Source organism: Candidatus Bathyarchaeota archaeon (assembly GCA_026014805.1).
Classification (GTDB): Archaea; Thermoproteota; Bathyarchaeia; order Bathyarchaeales; family SOJC01; genus JAGLZW01.
In genome coordinates, this window is the sequence record JAOZHR010000003.1 from 1 (window position 1) to 20354 (window position 20354).

General features: G+C 41.2%; 18 protein-coding genes and 2 tRNA genes. 9 read left to right on the top strand and 11 right to left on the bottom strand.

The genetic code is table 11. The annotated features are described in order from the left end of the window. On the top strand, nt 1-568 hold a 568-nt coding region (locus tag NWE91_00430; protein ID MCW3984873.1), incomplete at its 5' end, for a hypothetical protein. 174 nt (nt 569-742) lie between these two features. Then, nucleotides 743-1165, top strand: a complete 423-nt coding sequence (locus tag NWE91_00435; GenBank protein ID MCW3984874.1) for a hypothetical protein — start codon at nt 743-745, stop codon at nt 1163-1165. 734 nt (nt 1166-1899) lie between these two features. Here NWE91_00435 and NWE91_00440 read toward each other — a convergent pair. From NWE91_00440 to NWE91_00455, 4 genes are all read right to left on the bottom strand, one after another. Next, complete coding sequence (locus tag NWE91_00440; protein MCW3984875.1) at nt 1900-4827, bottom strand: N-6 DNA methylase; 2928 nt, start codon at nt 4825-4827, stop codon at nt 1900-1902. Nucleotides 4828-5027: 200 nt separating this feature from the next. Beyond that, nucleotides 5028-5351 (bottom strand): hypothetical protein, encoded by a 324-nt coding sequence (locus NWE91_00445; protein MCW3984876.1) that lies wholly within the window; start codon nt 5349-5351, stop codon nt 5028-5030. A 5-nt stretch (nt 5352-5356) separates the two neighbouring features. Next, entirely contained in the window at nt 5357-5749 is a 393-nt protein-coding gene (locus NWE91_00450) for a hypothetical protein (protein ID MCW3984877.1), read from the bottom strand. After that, nucleotides 5736-5924: a hypothetical protein gene (locus NWE91_00455; protein ID MCW3984878.1), complete on the bottom strand. Its 189-nt coding sequence runs from the start codon at nt 5922-5924 to the stop codon at nt 5736-5738. The genes NWE91_00450 and NWE91_00455 overlap by 14 nt, the downstream gene beginning before the upstream one ends. A 108-nt stretch (nt 5925-6032) precedes the next feature. Here NWE91_00455 and NWE91_00460 point away from each other — a divergent pair, with 108 nt between their 5' ends. Then, nucleotides 6033-7208, top strand: a complete 1176-nt coding sequence (locus NWE91_00460) for a DDE-type integrase/transposase/recombinase (protein MCW3984879.1) — start codon at nt 6033-6035, stop codon at nt 7206-7208. On the opposite strand, the gene NWE91_00465 is transcribed toward NWE91_00460, so the two are convergent. Together NWE91_00465 and NWE91_00470 are read right to left on the bottom strand one after the other, a co-directional pair. Then, a complete protein-coding gene (locus NWE91_00465) occupies nt 7191-8120 on the bottom strand; it encodes a hypothetical protein (GenBank protein ID MCW3984880.1) in 930 nt (309 codons plus the stop codon). The genes NWE91_00460 and NWE91_00465 overlap by 18 nt on opposite strands. Next, nucleotides 8113-8844: a hypothetical protein gene (locus NWE91_00470; protein MCW3984881.1), complete on the bottom strand. Its 732-nt coding sequence runs from the start codon at nt 8842-8844 to the stop codon at nt 8113-8115. The genes NWE91_00465 and NWE91_00470 overlap by 8 nt, the downstream gene beginning before the upstream one ends. Nucleotides 8845-9068: 224 nt before the next feature. Between NWE91_00470 and thsB the strand changes: the two genes are divergently transcribed. The 4 genes from thsB to NWE91_00490 all read left to right on the top strand — a co-directional run bounded on the left by thsB (nt 9069) and on the right by NWE91_00490 (nt 12975). Then, nucleotides 9069-10703 (top strand): thermosome subunit beta, encoded by a 1635-nt coding sequence (thsB, locus tag NWE91_00475; GenBank protein MCW3984882.1) that lies wholly within the window; start codon nt 9069-9071, stop codon nt 10701-10703. Nucleotides 10704-10782: 79 nt separating this feature from the next. Beyond that, nucleotides 10783-10877: transfer RNA gene (locus NWE91_00480), tRNA-Glu, on the top strand. Nucleotides 10878-11051: 174 nt separating this feature from the next. After that, nucleotides 11052-11693, top strand: a complete 642-nt coding sequence (locus tag NWE91_00485) for an ABC transporter ATP-binding protein (protein MCW3984883.1) — start codon at nt 11052-11054, stop codon at nt 11691-11693. Between the two features lies 1 nt (nt 11694). Next, nucleotides 11695-12975, top strand: a complete 1281-nt coding sequence (locus NWE91_00490; GenBank protein ID MCW3984884.1) for an ABC transporter permease — start codon at nt 11695-11697, stop codon at nt 12973-12975. 263 nt (nt 12976-13238) lie between these two features. Here the strand turns inward: NWE91_00490 and NWE91_00495 are convergent, their stop codons facing one another. Together NWE91_00495 and NWE91_00500 are read right to left on the bottom strand one after the other, a co-directional pair. Next, entirely contained in the window at nt 13239-13991 is a 753-nt protein-coding gene (locus NWE91_00495; GenBank protein ID MCW3984885.1) for a hypothetical protein, read from the bottom strand. 221 nt (nt 13992-14212) lie between these two features. After that, complete coding sequence (locus tag NWE91_00500; GenBank protein ID MCW3984886.1) at nt 14213-15775, bottom strand: B12-binding domain-containing radical SAM protein; 1563 nt, start codon at nt 15773-15775, stop codon at nt 14213-14215. A gap of 406 nt (nt 15776-16181) precedes the next feature. Here NWE91_00500 and rbcL point away from each other — a divergent pair, with 406 nt between their 5' ends. Then, complete coding sequence (gene rbcL / locus NWE91_00505; protein MCW3984887.1) at nt 16182-17426, top strand: type III ribulose-bisphosphate carboxylase; 1245 nt, start codon at nt 16182-16184, stop codon at nt 17424-17426. Nucleotides 17427-17750: 324 nt separating this feature from the next. On the opposite strand, the gene NWE91_00510 is transcribed toward rbcL, so the two are convergent. After that, nucleotides 17751-18284 (bottom strand): ECF transporter S component, encoded by a 534-nt coding sequence (locus NWE91_00510; GenBank protein ID MCW3984888.1) that lies wholly within the window; start codon nt 18282-18284, stop codon nt 17751-17753. A 261-nt stretch (nt 18285-18545) separates the two neighbouring features. Between NWE91_00510 and NWE91_00515 the strand changes: the two genes are divergently transcribed. Then, nucleotides 18546-18620, top strand: a tRNA-Ala gene (locus tag NWE91_00515). A 234-nt stretch (nt 18621-18854) separates the two neighbouring features. On the opposite strand, the gene NWE91_00520 is transcribed toward NWE91_00515, so the two are convergent. Together NWE91_00520 and NWE91_00525 are read right to left on the bottom strand one after the other, a co-directional pair. Beyond that, on the bottom strand, nt 18855-19292 hold the full coding sequence (locus tag NWE91_00520; protein MCW3984889.1) for a hypothetical protein: 438 nt from the start codon (nt 19290-19292) through the stop codon (nt 18855-18857). Nucleotides 19293-19637: 345 nt separating this feature from the next. After that, nucleotides 19638-20354, bottom strand: a 717-nt coding sequence (locus NWE91_00525) for a hypothetical protein (GenBank protein MCW3984890.1), incomplete at its 5' end; no start/stop codon positions are given.

Genomic DNA, 20354 nt, shown 5'->3' on the forward strand with positions numbered 1-20354 from the left:
AATTGGTTTGCAGAAAAAGTTTAGTAAAATACACCTCACAAACCAAGCTTGCGCAAGCCAAAACCAAAAACACTTTTATTTTTTTGTAAAACACATCACACACACTCGCATGTGCGCGCAAAAGGTTTTAACTCTGTCGAGTGAAAAAGAATGTCCCATGAGGGCTATAGACGCAAAGATTCTCGAAGAACTAGAGATGCTTTACGGGGACAAAGACTGTTTTCATCCGCTTCACAATTGGTTCGGAACCGCAGAAGCATACTGGACCAACTTGGAACGTCTCTTCATGGTTGCCGATTATGCAAAGAAACACAATCCCACCGTAGCTGGGAAGATAGCTGCGTATAGTAAACAAATTGTTGAATTGTTTCACCAAACTAAGGAGTATGCTAGCGAGTGGGATTCCAAGCGCAAAGAAAAACACAGAAGCTCGCAGGAAACTGAGGATTTTGCTGAGGCTACGGATGAAAGGCTGGATGCACTAAATAGATGGACAGTTTCCCAAGAAAAACTGCGACATGTAGTCTTGGGACTTGTGGGACTTCTGTACTCGGTTGCCTCCGAATAGTAATGCCCTTAGTTTCAAAAGTGCGTCATTCCTTAGCAAAACTGTGCGCGCAGAATTAAACGTTAATTATTCTATTCCCTCTACAGATGTTTCTTTATCCACCAAACCTTGGACAAAAAAATATAAAGTAAATGTGACAATTGAATAGTTGAAAGTTTAAAGAAGGTGTTTTGGTTGATTGGAAGAGAAAAAGAACAAACTGCAGACATTTTTGTGCAAGGCGGTGTAGCCATCGCTGCGGGGTGCATAATATTTGCCGCGCTGTTTCTCCCATGGTTAGACGTGCAGGAAAATGCAATTTACGGATTAACCCACGCCCAGAACCAAGCACAGTTAGTTATTCCAATGGTTTTAATTCTCCTTACAATCTTAACGATTTTCGGTGGAACTATACATATTCTCGGGTATAGAGTTGGAATACAACTTGCAACAGTCGCTTCAGCCATTGGTTTTTTCATATCCGTCATGGTAATAACCATCACTCTTGCTAGTGCAAATGATCTAGAAGGAAATACGCTTAATCTTCTAATTGGACCTTGGATTGCTGCCGCAGGGGCAATCTTCGGAACTATCAGCTCGAAACTTGAACGAAAATAACAGAAACGATAGCAATTGTCGACGCTTCAATCCCGATCATTGCTAATTCTTACTCTCCCTATCTCTGCAGGCACTCATGTCTGTTAGCCATACAAATTTAAAATACTTTTGAACTAACTTAGTATGAGGGAAGTCTATGAGTGAAGGCATGAGAGGCGAAGCACGGGAGAAAAAGCCCAAGCCTCTAACAAAGAAGGAAAGGAAAGTAAAGCGAAAGAAAAGAAAACTCGCAAGACTGCAAAAACAGAGTGCGTAGATACGCAATCCTAGGATAAGCCCCGCGATAACCCGGAACCTGGAGCCGGTGTTCAATGACGCACTTGTCTGAATCAAATGCAGATTTTTGGCATGTAGCTAAGGCATGTTATTCTTTGACCCCACAGAAATCGTGTTACACCAGGAATAATTCTTTGAAAGAGAGGAAAGCCGACAAATTTAAATCGAGAATGTTCTTGAGGATACTGGTGCGTAGTTGAGGCTTGCGTTGCAAAGTGAGGCTTGAGGCTTTTCGACTGTTGCAAATTAAGGCTTTTTAACTTAGTAAGTAGTTTATTTTCAAGAGGAAAAGATTTGACCAAAATAAAAGGCGTTGTTTTAGTGAAAGATGAAAATAGGCAAGTAAGAATTTTTACTAAATACATTTACTTAAAAATGAAAAATTCGGGAAGAAAAATAGAGTTGATAAGAGAGGCGTCAAATGTAGAGGAATTGTTACAGTAATTTACGCATTTCTCCTATGAGTTGTTTTTAAAGTCCACCAGTTTTGTGTTCTTAGTTGCTTCTACTCTCGTGTGATTTATTCCAAAAATGTTTTCGACAATCCTTTTTATGACATTCATTGCCCTTAGCCTTGTTTTTTCCAGTTCATCTAAAATCATCTTGCGAGAATTTATTTTCTCAACTATGGATTTTTGGATGGATAGATGTGGAACAGGAATTTTTACCGATTTTAGAACTTGAAGATTAATGTTTTTCTGAGATACTCCTCTTGCTTTTTGAATATAATACGGCTTCAGGGTATGTAGGTAATACATCAGATATTCACTCATGATTTTGGAACTTTTTGGCTTTAATGAAGCAATTGCTTGGTTTGTGCATGCATCAATGTCAAGAATTGAAACTTTAGCTATTGTTGCAAATATAGAGACTAGAACAGTTCCTTGCGATAACATTTTCGCACTTGAATTTTCTAATGCTTCTTTGGTTATCTTCTCTTCTGTGTCTTTAACATACTCTAACTCTACTAAATCAGAAATTTTTACCCAAGGTATATTGCCTTTGAAATAGGTTGTAATTGTCCTTGAAGGTGTTCCTCCAGATGTTATCTCTTCACATAAATTCTCCAAGTCTTCAAACTGCCAGTCTCCATCAAAGTCAGTTCTATCTACAATGCCTTCTTTGATTGATGAAGTTGTTCTTGACGTATTTTCTATAATCGATTCTTGTTTTGCAAAACGCTCCACAATTGACTTCTGAGCTTCAATTGATGGCAAAGGTATTTCTAAATCCAGAACATCACGAGGTCTTATTGCAGCATAATTTGTCGTTCCTTTTACTTTAGGTTGTATCAATTCTTCATAAGGACCATATCTGATTAAGTAGTCGAAGTATTGTGGAAGAACTCGTGTTTTACCCAAGTCAAATAAGAAATAATGTGATGACACAATTGCACCATCAAGCTCTTTCGGTATAATGCCAAAGCTTCCATTTTTTGCATCTATCTCTGCAACTATGAATTGCCCTGTTTTTGCTATTTTCTGTTTCTTGGTCTTCAGTTTTCTACCAAGAATTTTGTCTCTTTTGACAACACCTTTTCCATACCATTGAACCCTTACTCTTTGATATTTCTGTGTGTTATCGATAAGGACGTACTTTTTATCTTCTGTCATTATTTCTGAGAACTTGATTAAAGGGTATTTAGGTTGGAATCTATCTGCGATTTTTAGCCTTGGTTTGTAGGTTTTAACTAGCAGTTCATATTTAGTTTTCTCGATTGTTTCAATATTAACAATCCAAGATTTCGATGACTCTGCTCTATCTGACCATTTACTAAGCAAATCAGGAATATCATTGCCATTAACAGGTCTCCTTAAATCACTCTTAAGGTCAAAACCATCAGCCATAAGATTATAAAACCAAACTTTCTTTGTTCCAGCACTATCTTTTCTAAAGACAATGATGTTAGTCTTGTTATTTGCATAAGGGCGAAATATTCCTTGAGGTAAAGAAATTACACCTTCTATATCACAGTTCTTCAAGAGGAACTTCCTAACTTCACGCAAATTCCCTCTAAATAACAGCCCCTCAGGAACTACAACCGCAGCTCTTCCGCCCTCTTTAAGGCTTGTGTATATATGCTGAATGAAAATTGCATCCCCACTATTAGAAGGAATAGAATAGTAATCTCCATAATCTGTTTGCTGTCCATAAGGTGGATTAGCGAGGACTACGTCAAATTCTTCTTTTATGGGATTTGCCAGACTATCCATTTGCTTGATGTTAGTGTGTCCATCTCCAGTAAGAATCATGTTCATCTTAGCGATTCTTGCAGTGTTTGTTAATTCTCTACCGTAAACAGTCTTTCCTTTCAATATCTCGTTATTCTCTTTAGTGTTCGCACATCTCTTTTTTATATAGTTAAATGCAGCAATCAAGAATCCACCAGTGCCACAGGTCGGATCATAAATCTTTTCTCCAAATTTTGGCTCTATGAGTTCTATCATAAATTTGACTAAATGCCTTGGTGTGAAATATTCTCCAAGGTCATTACCAACTATTACAGAGTCTTTTAGGAAATACTCAAAGGCATCTCCCTTAACATCTGAATCAGCATCCATCAATCTTATAGAATCTAATTTTTTTACTATTGCAACCAATGTTTTAGGATTTCTGATTAAAAGTTCCTTATTGAAAACATCTCCACTGTGATTGTATCTATCTACTAAGTAGGGAAGGACTGTATTGTTAATGTAATTCATCATTCTTTTCTCGTCTAAATCTGAAAAAGCCTCCCAACAATATTGTTCTTCAAGGATTCGAGGTGCACCTTCTTCTTCTCTCTCGATTTCCATTTCACTGATTAATTTCAGAAATAATAGGTTTGCAAATTCTGTAAATCTTTCTATGCCTTCACGTAAACCCTCTTTTCGAAAAAGGTCATTTGCCCATTTGAAAATGTTTATGAGTTCAGCTCTTGTGTGTTTAGTTTTTGGCGATACTTCTGAAATGCTGTAGCCTTCTTTCAGAAAACGCAATAGCCTTTTTTCTGGAATTAGTTGGGTAACTGCAGTTCCATCAATGAGCAATTCTCTTTTGGCTTCGGTATGCCATGACTTGAAAAACGCACCATCATAAGCGAAAATAATTTTCACTTCAAGAGGGTTAGCATATTTTTCTTCTGCTTCTTTTATTGCTTGATCTATATTTCGCCCTTTCCGCTTTGCCTCTATGATAGCAATTGGTTCATCAGTCTCAGATTCATAGAGAACATAATCAGGGCTATTCCCAACAAGCTTCTTATTTTGTTCCACTGTTTTTGCTCGTTCTGTGAAAACATTACAATCTTTGCTAGATTCGTCAGTTTTCCAACCAAGGTTTGTTAGAATGAGATCTATATGCTTCCTTGTAGCTGACTCCAAAGATCGAGTCAGTTTTTGAGCCATCTCTCTCCCTCATTTTTCAAAGTCTAGAGTCAACACTGAACTCAGGTTTATCCACTCTACTATTCTCCCTTTTCACTGTTTAGTTTTTCGATGACAAGTCTTTTTCCTTCTATCCTAGCAATGAGTGGCTCTTTTGGCTTGAAGGGAAAAGCACTATCGTTTATTAAGCCTTTTTTCAGATAAATGGTGTGCCTTGAGCCTCAGTTTGCAACACAAGCCTCAACTACGCACCAGTTCCTTCTTGAGGGTACTGTGTCCTCTGCGTCGGATTTGAAACGTGTTTTTTTTCGTCGGATGGTTTGATGTTGCAAAAACGGTGGCGAAACAATTTCTTTATAGATGGTCGGTATTCGGTTTAGCAACGATTGGGTTGCTTCATCTAAAGTAATATTATTTTCTTTTGTATACTGGAAAACCCTCTGGAGTATAACTGTGAGGGTTTCAAAAAGCTCTAGATTCAACCTGTGCATACGCATCAATTCATCAAGTGTATCTCTCGTTTCTCTAATGAGATCATATGACAATCAATTCACCTGTTATCTTTCATCCATTTTTCACGCCGCTTTTTAGCCTCTTCTATAAGTTCAACAGCAGGGAAAATTCTTTCTTTGATGTCCTTTTTCACTGTCTTAACATCTTCTTCTATTTTCTTCATATCCAAACCTTTTTTGAGTTGAATTTTGCTCTCTAGCACGGTTATTCGCTCATCTATGTCCTGCATCCAACCTTCTAATATCTCCAAAATATTGCTGTTAGTCTTGATTTCAAGCACCATTTTTCGAAGCATAGGGTTTAGGTTAAGGATATAGTTTTTCAGAATGGGTCGACCAATCGGTAGCAGTTGGATGAGTTCTTCGATTTCAGCATCTAACTTGTTGAGGTATTCTCGTCGTTCTGTGTACCAACTTTCACGAGGATTCATTTTTATCCTTCCGTGAATGAGTTGACTTTGTTTCTCGTTCAATCCAAAGTTCTATGGCTTCTTCAACGAGGTCTGCTAAATTTAAGTCATGTCTAATTGCCTGTATTCTTGCCTCTTTCCATATGTCAGCATTCACTCTTAGAGAAGTTACTATTTGCTTCTTTTTATCACCCATATCGATTACCACAAACAACTTTATATTATTGTAGTATTTAAAGTGTCGTAGTAAAATATAAATAGCAGTTATTGCTAATACAATACTACAAAGCAATGGTGTAGTATAATGGCTTTAACAACAGCACAACTCAAAGCTCGTAAAGAACGGGGAAAGGCAATAGCGGTCATGTCTGACCAAGTCAAAGTTTTTGAATATAGCAGTTACAAAGTCAAATCCCAATCTGGAAACGGAAAATATGAAGTTCTGAAAACTAGCATTGGTTGGATGTGTAGCTGTCCAGACCACATATACCGACATGTCAAATGCAAACACATCTACGCCGTAGAATTTTCGTTAGCACTAAAGAAAAGAATAGAACCCACACGGATTACACCAATAAACAACGTTTCTTCTTGCGTGTTCTGTGGTTCAGATAACATAGTAAAAGATGGAATCCGACACAACAAACACACAGACATTCAAAAATTCTACTGCCGAAACTGTCAACAATACTTCTCCTTCAATGTAGGATTTGAAAAGATGAAACATAGTCCGCAAGCAATAACAACAGCACTGCAACTATATTTTAGCGGAGAATCACTGCGGAACACTCAGAAATCGCTCAGACTTCTAGGCGTAGAAGTTGCACACTCAACGGTTTACAAATGGATAAAGAAGTATATCGGATTAATGGAAAAATACATCGAGAAATTAAGACCGAATGTTTCGGATACTTGGAGAGCTGATGAACTTTGGGTGAAATTCAAAGGCGATATGAAATATGTTTTCGCCATAATGGACGATGAAACTCGTTACTGGATTGCCCAAGAGGTTGCAGAAACCAAATACAAACATGACGCAAGAAAACTATTCCAAATGGCCAAAAAGGTAACTGGAAAGAAACCTGAAACTCTAATAACTGACGGTCTGCAATCGTATCATCAAGCATTCAAGAGAGAGTTTTGGACACTCCGTAACCCAAGAACCAAGCATGTGCGCCACATCAAAATTCAAGGGGATATGAATAATAACAAGATGGAAAGGTTGAATGGCGAAATAAGAGATCGAGAGAAAGTTATGAGGGGATTAAAACGGAAAGACACGCCAATATTAACAGGTATCCAAATTTTCCACAACTACATTAGAGAACATGAAGGGTTAAAGGGTAAGACACCAGCCGAAGCATGTGGAATAACTGTTGAAGGAAAAAACAAATGGATAACCTTAATCCAAAATGCAAGCAAGCATGCTTCAGTGAAGAATAGTTTCTATTCCTCTAAAGGATTAAGACGATACATCTAGTATCTGTGTGATCTTTTTCAACGGGTCAAGTTTAAGCCTAATGTTCAAAATGCGCAACATATCTCGACCAATGAATCCCCTTCGATTTGGGCTAGCTTGCAAGAGAGCGCATCCAATCCAATCCCTAATAAATCGCACACTGCATGTAATAGAATTGATATTTCCATTGATATCCTTGACGCACATCTTCACCCTCTTGTTGTAATATGTGTAATTACGATTGAGATGTACTCCACTTCGCATTTGCAATGGTGAAAATTTAGTTAATGGTTCGGAAAGTTGATTAGCGTCAAAAACTTTAAGGTAAGGGTTACCTGTATCCAAATCAGCGTAGACAGGTGATGAGTTCTCTACAATCTCATTATCATCCGAATCCTCTGTACCCAAATACACTTGAAGCGTAGGGTAAGAGTCATTGTTATCTATAGAAGTCCAAACAGACTCTTCGACAACATCTGGAGCTGAGAATGCATAGCAAGCTTTGTCTTTTTCCTTTGCTACTCTTTCTATATCTTCAGACGATATTCCATCGATTTCTTTACTTCTCAGAATGATTTTGCCATCACAAATCATAACCTGCTGAGTGCCTTCTTTCCAAGCTTTCTCAAGCAGGTATTTACATGAGTCGTAGACTCTCTTAAGCAACTCTTCAGTTTCATTCAGTTCCAAGTTGATAAATTCTGTGAATGACAGAGAGAATGGGTCTTTGGAAGGGAACAATTCCCACGCAACATGTGACAAATCCGCAGTCTCAGTTGCTCCTCGTTGAATTTCGGTTAGAGAGTTGGTTGGGATGATTACTTGCTCTCTCTCCATTACTGACACTGACCAGCCTTGAATGGAATTTTCCCATATTTTGGCAAATCTCGCTTTTTGTATTTGATTATTATCGATTATGAACGCACTAGACATTTCTTTCCGTCTCCTCAATTATTCTTTGGATCATGTCACTTCCAAATTCGCCAATGAATTTGTCAAATTGTTTTATCTTAGTTGTCATAAATGATATTTCTACATAATATTCGTTCTCTGCGCTCGTTATTAATGGTTCTATAATCACTTGACACCCTCCTGGTTTTAATGGAAAACTAGTGACAAATTTGAGGGAAGCAACCTTCAACTCAGTAGTAAAATTTTTTGATATGTTTTTGATGTATTCTGTATCTACCATTGAAGTTAAGCTACTTAGGGGCGTAGTCTTCGCTTTTCTTCTTGTAGTGCATTTGAAACTAGCGTCCGAAATGATTTCGGGATATATGTTAAGGGCAATCAGTATTTTTTTCACTTCTTCATACTTTGGTTCCAGATTGACTGTATTTAGTATCTGGAAGACTATAATTGGAAGATTTGGGGGTTGAACTGGAGGTAGAAGAACCGTTACATCTCCCTTTGAAAAGCTTTGAATGAAAATCGGTGGTGCTTGAGTGCCTTGTGGGTTTGCCATCTGACTTTGCATCACTAAGTAACCATTTCCCTTTAGGGCTTTGCTGAACTGGTCAGCCGTAAACGTCAGAAATTGTGTTCGAAAGATCAACTGAACTTGCGATCCAATTGCCAAGGATGACATTTCAACGTCTTCTGTTGGTTTACAGTCACTATCTTCTATTGATTGACAATCATATATATTTACTGCCAATAAGTTTACAATATCCCCCCTCCGTAATTCATCCGACGAAATTTTACAGGGTAAGCGAACCGATGAGGACTTGACAGCGCCTTAAATTGCTCGGGCATGTTCCATCCGACGAAAAAAAACACGTTTCAAATCCGACGCAGAGGACACAGTACCTTCTTGAGCAAAGTTTATATTTTCGTTGAAAATTGCATACTCTAGCACTTATCACAAAGGAGATGGAAGAAATGGCTTATTTAACTACCCAAGGCGGACAACCGATACTAATTCTTAAAGAAGGAACTGGCAGGCGACGCGGCCGAGAGGCTCAGAGAAACAACATCATGGCAGCACGAACAATAGGAGAAGTACTTCGCACTACTCTAGGTCCTCGTGGAATGGACAAAATGCTAATTGACTCCCTAGGTGACATAACAATAACAAACGACGGTGCAGCCATACTCGACGACGTAGATGTTGAACACCCCGCGGCAAAGATGATGGTGGAAGTGGCTAAAACCCAAGATGACATGGTTGGCGACGGAACGACAACAGCCGTAGTGTTGGCAGGCGAGCTTCTCAAACACGCAGAAGAACTCTTAGACCAAAACATCCACCCATTAATAATCGTAAGCGGCTACCGCAAAGCGGCACAAAAAGCGGTTGAAATCCTCAACAAAATAGGCATCATTGTAGACATAGAAGACCGTGCAACGCTTCGAAAGGTTGCATTAACTAGCATGGGAAGCAAAGCAGTAGGTTCTGCAAGAGAAACATTCGCAGATATTGCCATTGATGCTGTGAGGCAAATTGCCGAAAAACGCGGCGACAGGTGGATAGCTGACATCGACAATATTCAAATCACCAAAAAAGAGGGAAAAAGCCTCTTCGACAGCCAACTTGTTAAAGGCATCATAATCGACAAAGAAGTCGTCCACGCAGGAATGCCGAAAATAACTAAAAGCGCGAAAATTGCTTTGCTTGATTGCCCCCTTGAAGTCGAAAAAACAGAATTCAATGCTGAAATACGCATCAAAGACCCAGCCCAAATACAAGCTTTCCTAGACCAAGAAACACATATGCTCCAAGACATGGTAAAGAAAATCACAGCTTCAGGCGCCAACGTACTCTTCTGCCAAAAAGGAATGGACGACATGGCACAGCACTTCCTAGCCAAAAAAGGCGTACTTTCCGCGAGAAGAGTAAAGCAGTCGGACATGGAAAAACTCGCCAGGGCAACCAGTGGAAAAATCATCACAAACCTAGAAGACCTCAAGAAGAAAGATTTAGGAACAGCAGGTCTCGTCGAGGAACGGAAAGTCGGCGACGACAAAATGATATTCGTAGAAAAATGCAAGACGCCTCACTCAGTAGCCATCCTGATCCGCGCAGGCCTAGAACGCATGGTGGACGAAGCTGAACGCGCAATGCACGACGCCCTTTCAGTAGTCTCAGACGTCATCGAAAACAACAAAATAGTCCCAGGCGGCGGAGCCATCGAAGAAGAACTCGCAAAGGAAATCCGCGAATACGCTACAAAAATTGGTGGAAGAGAACAACTAGCCATAGAAGCCTTCGCGGAATCACTTGAAATCGTGCCAAAAACCTTGGCGGAAAACGCGGGCTTGGACAAAATTGACATTCTCGTAGGCTTAAGAGCTGCTCACGAAAAGCAAAAAGGCCACCTAATGGGAGTGAACGTTTTCACGGGCAAAATTGTCAACATGGAACGCAACGGCGTAATAGAACCCATGGCCGTGAAGGAACAAGCGATAAAGTCTGCTACAGAATCTGCATCCATGATAATGCGCATAGACGATGTAATAGCCGCAACGAAGCCAAAAGAACCAGGGAAAGGCCCAGGTGGAATGCCTGAAGACTAAGAATAGGCAACTTTCCTTTTTTTCCTTTTTTTCTATACCCTAAAATTTAAGCACGAAACTGCACTTTCTAATTCTCATTGCTCCGGTAGTATAGTCCGGTTAAGTATAGTGGCCTCTCGTCTTTTCCAAGAGGGAAAGCCACCGACCCGGGTTCAAATCCCGGCCGGAGCACCACGTTCTTGGCTATTACCCGCCATCTTTGTTTATGCACCGACATTCCAAGTTTGTGTCGCGTAAAACTTATAAATCACGTGCGCGCGCATTGGAGGAAATAACCGAGAGAATCAAAGGGAGATGACATGTGTGACAACACCTGTTGTTGAAACTGTGAACCTTAGAAAAACCTACATGCTTGGAAAAGTTCGGGTAGATGCCTTGCAAGGAGTAAATTTGAGAGTTGAAAAGGGTGATTTCCTCGCAATCTCGGGGCCTTCTGGTAGTGGTAAATCTACACTTCTGAATATGATTGGCGCATTGGACAAGCCAACAGAGGGGACGGTGTTCATAGAAGGTGTTGACATTTCCACATTAGATGACAACGGACTGGCCGACTTGAGGCGGAGAGTAGGTTTTGTATTTCAATTTTTCAATCTTATTCCACGGCTTACTGCAAGAGGAAATGTTGAATTGCCAATGGCTATACCTGGCTTAGGTAAAAAGGAGAGAAGAAAACTCGCTGAAGAGCTTCTTGAAACCGTGGGCCTGAAGGAAAGAGTGGATCATAAACCAGCTGAACTTAGCGGCGGTGAACGTCAACGTGTGGCGATTGCCAGAGCTTTGGCAAACAATCCGAAATTTCTGCTAATGGATGAGCCTACAGGAAACATTGACTCTAAAACTGCAAATGAAATAATAGAGCTAGTTAAAAGGCTGAATGAGGAGAAGGGGGTAACAATAATAATGATTACACATGACCAGAATTTAGCATCTCAGGCGAAGAAAAGAGTGCAGATGCTTGACGGCCTAGTAATCCCCGAAGAGGTGAACTAACTTGAAAGTAAACGACATTTTCTCTTATGCCTTCGGTGCAATACGATTGAGGAAACTTCGTGCAGGCCTAACAACATTAGGAGTAGTTATCGGCATTGCAGCCATCGTTGCTTTGCTTTCAATTAGCCAAGGTCTCCAAGATACTATAACTGGACAGCTCCAAACAGGATTCGCGACCGACACGCTAATTGTTTCTCCTGGGGGAGGCTTCATTATGGGTCCTAGTACAGGAGCTGATTTCAATTTGCTAGTTAATTATACGCAAATAATCGATGAAATAGAAAATGTTGAGATGTCAGTGGCGGTAATTCGAAAGGCATGCTACATTAAATCCGATGAAACGGAGTTTATGCTCACTATAGTAGGTGTGGATTTCGCCAAATATGCAGACATTTACAGTAGCACCTTTGTAGCTGAAAATGGGGAAATTCCTCTAAACCCGGAAAACGAGATTGCTGTAGTTGGAAAACGGATTAGTGATCCTTGGCGGAATGAAACATTACTCTACAATGTAGATGACACCATCGAGATCATCTGGACTAATACAACCACGTGGCCCCTAACAAATGAAACTTATACTGGACAAGTTTCGGCTGTTCTTAAGGAAATTGGAGGCTTCGGCATCGGACCTTCGGATAATAGTGTTTACATTCCAATTTCGCAGGCTCAAAGTTTCTTTGGAACTGATGAATGTGATACGATAATTGTGCAGTTAGAAAATGATGATGAAGCAACGATTGAGAGTGTTTCTGAGACTATAGAAGAGGCTTTCAGCGGTCAAGTCTCGGTGATTTCTTCAACTGCTGTGCTTAGTACCATTTCAAGTGTTTTCTCCACCATGGAACTTTTCTTAGGTGGAATAGCTGGTATCTCGCTTCTAGTGGCGGGGATAGGTATAATGAATATTATGATTGTTTCTTTGATGGAGCGTACAAGAGAGATAGGGATACTGAAAGCGTTGGGTATGAGAAGTCGAACGGTGCTTTTGATTTTCTTAAGTGAAGCTGTAATAGTTGGGTTGATGGGTGCAGTAATTGGCGTAGCTTCAGGCTGGGTTTTGGCAAACGTAGTCGCAGCAGTCCTTAGTGGAGGAGGACCCCCCGGTACAGGGCAAGGAACTCATGCTGCAACCGGAGGCGGAATAGCCATAACTCCTGTTTTAACTCCAGCAGTGTTCCTAGGCGCTCTAGCTTTTGGCGTAATACTCAGCGTAATCTTTGCACTTTACCCTGCTTGGCGAGCTTCGAAACTTAAACCAGTAGAAGCATTAAGGTACGAATAACATCTAATTTCAAGCTTCGAAGTAGAAATAAATGCACAAATTTCAATGGAAAGCCACTTGCCGGGTTCAAATCCTAGTTGGAGCACCAAATATGCCACACCCACCGACCTTTGCTGCCGCCACCTCCTACACTCTAGCATCCTCTCTTTTTATCCTGCACGATCATCTGGGTTTAGGCGCATGCTACTCATTCTTTCAACTTTAACTTTCACAGTTGCACGTCATGTCGTATGTTATTGTAATTAAAAACCTAAGACAAAGTTTCAAGTAGTTTTAATTTTCTCCTTCGCGAGCACTCGCCTGAACGACTTATTGCATTTCGGACATTTGTAATGACCTATTTTAAGCTGCAGTCTTTCCCCAGTTTTGCTCGGTCTCCCAGCCATTTTCCAAGTCTTTACCGGACTAGTTTCAATTCCACATAGAGGACATTGAGCTCTCTCTGAATTGTTCAACAAATTCAAAAGCTCTCGTCTAAGATCTTCTCCAGTTTTGTTGATTTCATGGATAGCTTTCGCAAGTTGCATGTTTTTGAGAACATCACGGATCCACTTAGCAAAGTCTCCTCTTTTTTGATGAAACTCAAGCGAAGCAATTGGAGCTGTGTTTGCTATTCTCTTGAAATCTCGTAGATTGAAAGCCACTTCTAAAAGCGGCTTGCCGATGTCTTTGTAGAAATGGAATCCACATTCTCTGGAAACTTCTTTCTTAGGTGGTTCAGAAGGACGATTACACTTGGGAAACTCGCCATGCTTTTGTCTGTACTCGTGCAAGAGTTCCTTTGCCTCATCTTCCTGCCTTGGAGTAACATCTCTCTTATAATATTTGGTTTCACGTTTGCAGGGTTCGCCGGAAAAATTTGCCTCCAAGTATTTAGTGAATTCTTCTCTAAGGTTAGTGCTTTTTCCGACATAGATTAGAGTCTGGTCTTTATCATAGAGTGCGTAAACTCCAGGTTCTTCTGGAACGTATTTCGCCTTATCTCCCCAAAAGTACATTTTCCCTGAGAGCGACATTTTATTCCCCCATAAATTATGTGAACTCGTATTATAAGCTGATAGTAATCCCGATTCGCATGCGCTACTTCTGTCAAAGTGTGTGAGCACCAAATATACATGGTTAACATAGGTAAAGAATCATTAGGAGACTTAGGGCAGCTACTAGCACCTCGAAACAGACATGGAGCAGAATGTTGGCATTGCAGATTTAGCTATTCCAAGAGTCCTGAAACAAGGCGTTAACCATTCACCATTTTCCAGATGGCATCTTTCATCATTTCACCGTGTTTCGCACCGTAATAGATTCCAGCTAGTTTGCCTGCGGATGGAAGCACTGTTCGTTTAACAAGCTTGTAAAGCAGTGGATTTGAAATTCTGTATTCCAGAAAGGAGTCTCGCCAGACTTTGATGTTGTACTCCCAACATCGGATGAGAAATTCCCAGCGCACTCTTGAAAGAGAATCAAGTTCTGCTCCACACTTGTTCATCAGAAGACAGTTCTCCAGCGGGACAAAAAGTAATGGAACGAAAAAGGCGTAATAATCCTTCAGGTCATCCATCAACTCGAGCGTTTCTATAACATCTTCTTCCTTCTCATCTGGAAGCCCAATTATCAAAGTAGCAAGCGGATACCAATCATTGTCGTTTAGTATTCCAAATGCTTGGCAAACAATCTCTCTCCACTTCTCAGGCTTGAAAGGAAGCGGTTTTCCAACCATGTGCTTTTTGATAAGCCTGACGCTTCCAGTTTCTATGCCAGTTTCAGAAGTCACTATCGGCTTCTTTCCATGACTGTACCAGTGATATTGGATTAAAATTTCAGCTAATTCTTGAATCATGCCGGGGTTGTAAACAACTGGAGCCAAGGACATATGCGAAGGCTGTATTGCTTTGACTCCCGGATAAGATGCTACGTTTTTAACTAGTTTTAGAACTGCCTTTTTATTAGGAATGAAGTGGTTGTTCTTTACACCATAAAGGAAAAGGTCTTCGGTTACCAACGTAACGCTGGAACTGCCTTCTCTCACGGTTGTCTGCACTTCTTCCATGATTCTTTCAAGAGGCATGTCTCGTCTTTTCTGCATCGTAGGCGTGCAGAACTGGCAGTTTCGACCGCAACCTCTGGAGATTTCTACGCAACCGTGGATAGCTGCGTGTCTAATGATAGGTACGTCTTTGATTTCTGGGCTTCCTTTAGCTCGAACTACGCGGGAAAGTAGTTTGCCATTTACTGCTTTTCTGAAGATTTCTGTAACTGTTGCTTCAGCTTCGCCGATTATTACACAGTCAACTCCATAGCTTTCTGCAACTTTCTTACGTTCCAGCTGCCACGCCCCAAAACCGCCAACAATTAGTTTGGGCTTGTACTTTTGGATGCTCTGATGCGTCACTAAATCTCTGAATTCAATGGCATTCATGGGTTCTCCTCCACCTACGAGTGAAGAATAGGTTTTACTAACGTATCCCATGCCCGTTGGATCCATAGATGATATACCGACTACTTTTGTGTCTGGTCCTATGAACGCGTCTAGGTCGAAGGGATGAACCACTGCTACTTCCGATTCTTCGAAACCGTTCTTTAAAAGAAGAGCTTCTATTTTTCTCAAGCCATAAGGCGCGTATCTGGCTGTTCTGTCACTGTTGCGTTCTACCGGCGGGTAGAGCTTCTTCCTCAAGAGCCATAATGGTATGGGACCTTTAGGGAACCCTGCTACGAATGCAACGAAAGGGTTGTTGTAGAAATCGCTCATTTCAGTGGCAGAAGCTGTCAAAATCACCTTTACGCCCGAATTTTTGGCCATCCACTCTTTCCATCCGAATGAAAGTGCATTTCTTCGGGTTGTTATTAAAAATTATGGTGTCTTCCTATTGATTCTCTCGCCACGAAATAGTCTACGGTTTTTCAAGGAAAAGACCTTATCGTGCCAAAAGAGGTGGTTAACTGAAGCGTAAGACGCCATGAATGGTATTCAATTTTAGATTGTTTGGTTATCTTTCATAAATCCTCCTCCTTATGCAAGTCAACTCATAGATTTGAACGAAACAGCTAGTTCTCAGCTAGAGCATCAAGTTATGGTTGTTCTATAAAATGCAGATTTTAATGATGCATGCCTCAAATTAAAAACTGACCGGTGTAGTATTGTCAGTAGAAGTGGTTCATTCGTTGGCATGTTCGTGACGCAAAACCCATAAGTATTCTTAAATGAACTGTGGAATGCTGGAGGAAAGAGTGTGAAATACTTAGATTTTGTCGACCTTTCATACATTCCTAGAGAAGATGATTTAATTTGTGATTTCTATGTGGAGCCGAAAGGAATTGATATTAGAGTGGCTGCAGGCGGGGTTGCTGCTGAAAGCTCTATAGGAACATGGACTGAACTGACCACTGAAAAACCTTACGTGAAAAAATTGCACGCCACGGTTTTCGAAATCAATGGTAGCAATGTTCGTATAGCTTATCCAATCGAACTGTTTGAATTTGCTAACATGCCTAACATTCTCAGCGGCGTAGCCGGAAACGTGTTTGGCTTGGCTGCGTTGAAAAACCTCAGGTTAAGTGACGTGCATTTTCCATCAAAAATTATCAAGAGCTTTAAAGGTCCTAAATACGGTATTCACGGAGTTCGAGAGCTTTTAAGAATTAAAGACAGACCGTTAGTAGGTACGATAATCAAGCCAAAGCTTGGTTTAAGAACCAGAGACCACGCAGAAGTTGCTTATGAGGCATGGGTTGGTGGATGCGATATTGTGAAGGATGATGAAAACTTGGGCAGTCAACGATTCAATCCCTTCGAAGATCGTGTTATAGAAACCTTGGAAAGTAGAGACAGAGCTGAAGAAGAGACCGGTGAAAAGAAGGTTTACATGGCTAACGTGACCTCCGAGACGAATCAGATGATAAGGCGGGCGCAGTTCGTAGAAGACCATGATGGAAAATACATAATGATAGACATTCTGACTTGTGGTTTTGCCTCCTTACAGACACTGCGAAACCAAAACTTTAACCTCGTAATTCATGCTCACAGAGCTGGGCACGCAGCCTTCACGAAAAACCCTAGACACGGAGTTTCTATGCAAGTCATTGCCAAGGTATCCAGGATAATCGGGGTGGACCAGCTTCATGTAGGAACAGCTGTTGGAAAAATGTCTGAAACAAGGGAAGAAGTTTTGGAAAATTGTGATGCATTAAAAGGCGAAATGAATGGTCTGAAGCCTGTTTTACCGGTGGCTTCGGGAGGTCTTCACCCAAGCTTAGTTCCCGCCTTGATTGAGATTTTTGGAAAAGACTTCATAATCCAAGCAGGAGGAGGAATCCACGGGCACAAAAATGGCACTGTCGCAGGCGCTAAAGCAATGAGGCAGGCGGTCGACGCAAAGATGCAAGGAATACCTCTCAAGGAATATGCAAAAACTCGCAAAGAATTGAAAACAGCGTTGGAAAAGTGGAGTTGAAGAGAATGCACCGACTTGTTGACTTAACACTCTACATCCGTCAAGGCGGTATATGTACACTTGATATGTTTTGGAAATTGCTGATGTGTGTTCTTGCTGCTTGGTGCTTGGAAATGCTTTCAGCTTCCGCGTCATAATTAGTAGTGATGCGTGCGCGTGACATCCAGAGATAGACTTTCTGCAGGGCCGTATTTCGGGTAGTGTGTTTATGCACAACTACTCCAACCCTGCTCTGATAAGCGACTTGAAAACTCGGATATTCAGGGTATTGACAAATTTGAGGGTGCTAGGCCAAAGCCTTGGCTTTTTGCAATTGAAAGAACATCAAAGTCTGAGATTTTTAAGATGGCTGTTCCAGATTAATGAAGCGAAGTAACCAGCTACAGCACCACTGATAGTTCCCATAACTAATATCAAAACTTCTAATGGAAGACTTCTAGGTATCAATGCCATCAGCGCGCGCGTGCTGGGCAGATGAACAGTCACATAATAGCTTGCGAATCCGACAAGCGAAGTGCTCATAGTCATTGCAGTCACCACTTTGGTTGCTTTGACTTCACCATGTGCGACATCAATTCTGAAAAGTAAGAAAAATGCATCCACTAACAAACCATACAGAAGAGCAAAGAATAAGGTAAAGGGGGCAAAAGCCACATTCCACAAGGCTGTTAGCACACCACCAATCAATGAAACAAAAGTTGCGCCCTGTTTCTTTAATAGAAGGGTTCCAAGAGCAAGCATTAGAGCATGGATACCAATTAACATCTTATTTATCGGAGAAGGGAGTAAAGCCTTAGTAATGAATATTATAGCCCCAAAAAGAGTAGCGATAGCTATCCTCTTCGTCTGGTAGCTCAATTTCTCACCTGAATTAGCTTTTGTGTATCGGATACTTTGAAAAATGTCTGCTTTTAAATTTGGTGGAAACTGCGTTCGCGTCTGTGGCATTCAGGCATGGGCAATCCCGAAGCATAGCTAAGAAAGCGCAAAACACAATCTGAACATAAGCAGAATCACAGAACAAGCCCTATACACCATAATAACCTATCTCGAATCCCCCAAACAAAGCCGAAAGCTCTAAATTTCTTAATTCACGTTCTCTTCTGAGCAAGAGTGAGAGGGCCGGTAGATCAGTCTGGTATGATCGCCGCCTTCGCAAGGCGGAAGCCGCGGGTTCAAATCCCGCCCGGTCCACAACACCTTCTTTTGGAAAAGAAGCTGTACCAAGAAAACCTGGATTGCTGCCTTTTGAGTTTTTAGAGCCCTCTAGGCATTCAAATCAGGTGTATACAGGTATAGGCCGTCCATTAACCGTATCCCGTCGTCCGTCGTTGGTTGGTTGGTTGGGTTAAAATTTAATCCAAAACCCAAACTCTCTCTATCTAACTCTCTCTCCAAAAACAAAAAACACACACGCGCGCAGTGCCGTTAGACGGTTGGACTGAGTGTTGTCCAGTAATGACCCTGAGGAATAAGATAACCGTAGATTCCTGTGGTGAATTTGAGGTTCCTAGTCTGCATGGTTTTCCGGGCTTTAAACCGGATCATCCACCCTCTCTCTTGACCGCTTGAAAAGCGACCTGTATCTAGGTGGATACGCGGGTTGCCTTGATAATCAATCGCTCCAGGTGGAAATATGAAATCAATCTGATCAGGCTGTCCAACAAGACGAATCACTATATTTTCGTAAGTCAACTCAACATTGCTTGTGTTCTTGAATGATAACCATAGGTGATACTCCTCATCCTTCGTAACATTCCCTACAAGTTGGTTTGGCGATATAGATTCTACATGTATAGCCTTTCGCTTAACTGTGCCTTTCACGATTGTATTCCATGTCCTGAGTGGTTCTGGATAGGTAGGCATTATAATCTCCTTTTCTTCAATTATGATTTAAACTTATAATATTTTTGTGCGCGCGCATTGCGAGGGGTAAGTTTTTGTATATTTTTTACCCCTCGTAGTTTAACCCTATTTGAACTGTTCTTTCTTTTTGATTACACTGCAAAAGGTAAATGCCTTGATTTCTGCCTCTTGAGTCTTTCAACTTTCGGTCCATTTTCAGTTGCGAGCGACAGCGAGCAATATCATGCTGACGCTTGCTTTCCATATTCAGGCTCAAGCGGCAGCTATTAAAAGCAGCTTGGTTGGTTGGTTGGTTGGGTTAAATTTTAACCGCAGCGACAAGTACAATTTTGCAGTCTTGTTGGGTCATAAGAAACGTTTCACCTTTGAAATCTCTTGGATCCTGATTCCTCTATGCGCAAGTTCCGCTGTGAATCTTTTTAGTTTTCCGGCTACGGCTATCTCCGGAGGTACCAATCCTCTGTCCTGAATGTCTCCACGTGCAACCATCCTACCCACGATGGCAGCCGTGTATCCGGTGGTGCGCGCCATAGAAGTCACTTCCAGTTGCTTGTCGAAAAAGTCAACCGTGAAATAAGAATACTCTACGCTGTTGCCATCTTTTTTCCCTGTAACATCAACCTTGAGAACGGTAACGTCTTCCTCCTTGCCGAGCGCTAGAACCTTGTCCAAGATGGAAACTGCCACTTTGCGTGGAATTATCTTTGTGCCATCAACGTCTATTGGTTCAGCGCTGAAGAAACCAGTGTTTCTCAGCGCCCTGATCTTTTCAGCGTGACCTGGCCAACGGGTAGTCTTCTCATCCATGTTCTTAACTTTTCCCTTCATAGTGCGTAGTAATGTCGAGAGTCCGTCGGTATAGAAGGCTTCTAACTCTCCAACTTCGGGAAACTGAACTTTTTCGAGTCCAGATAGAGTGTCTACTTGGATTATCTTTCCGTTCCTCACGATTCGAGACTTTTCACAGTACATGTCCACAAGGCCTTGGGTTTCAAACACGATTCTGTATCCAAGAGGAGGAACTGGCTTCTGGGGAATCCCCCCACATATGATGTGAATCTC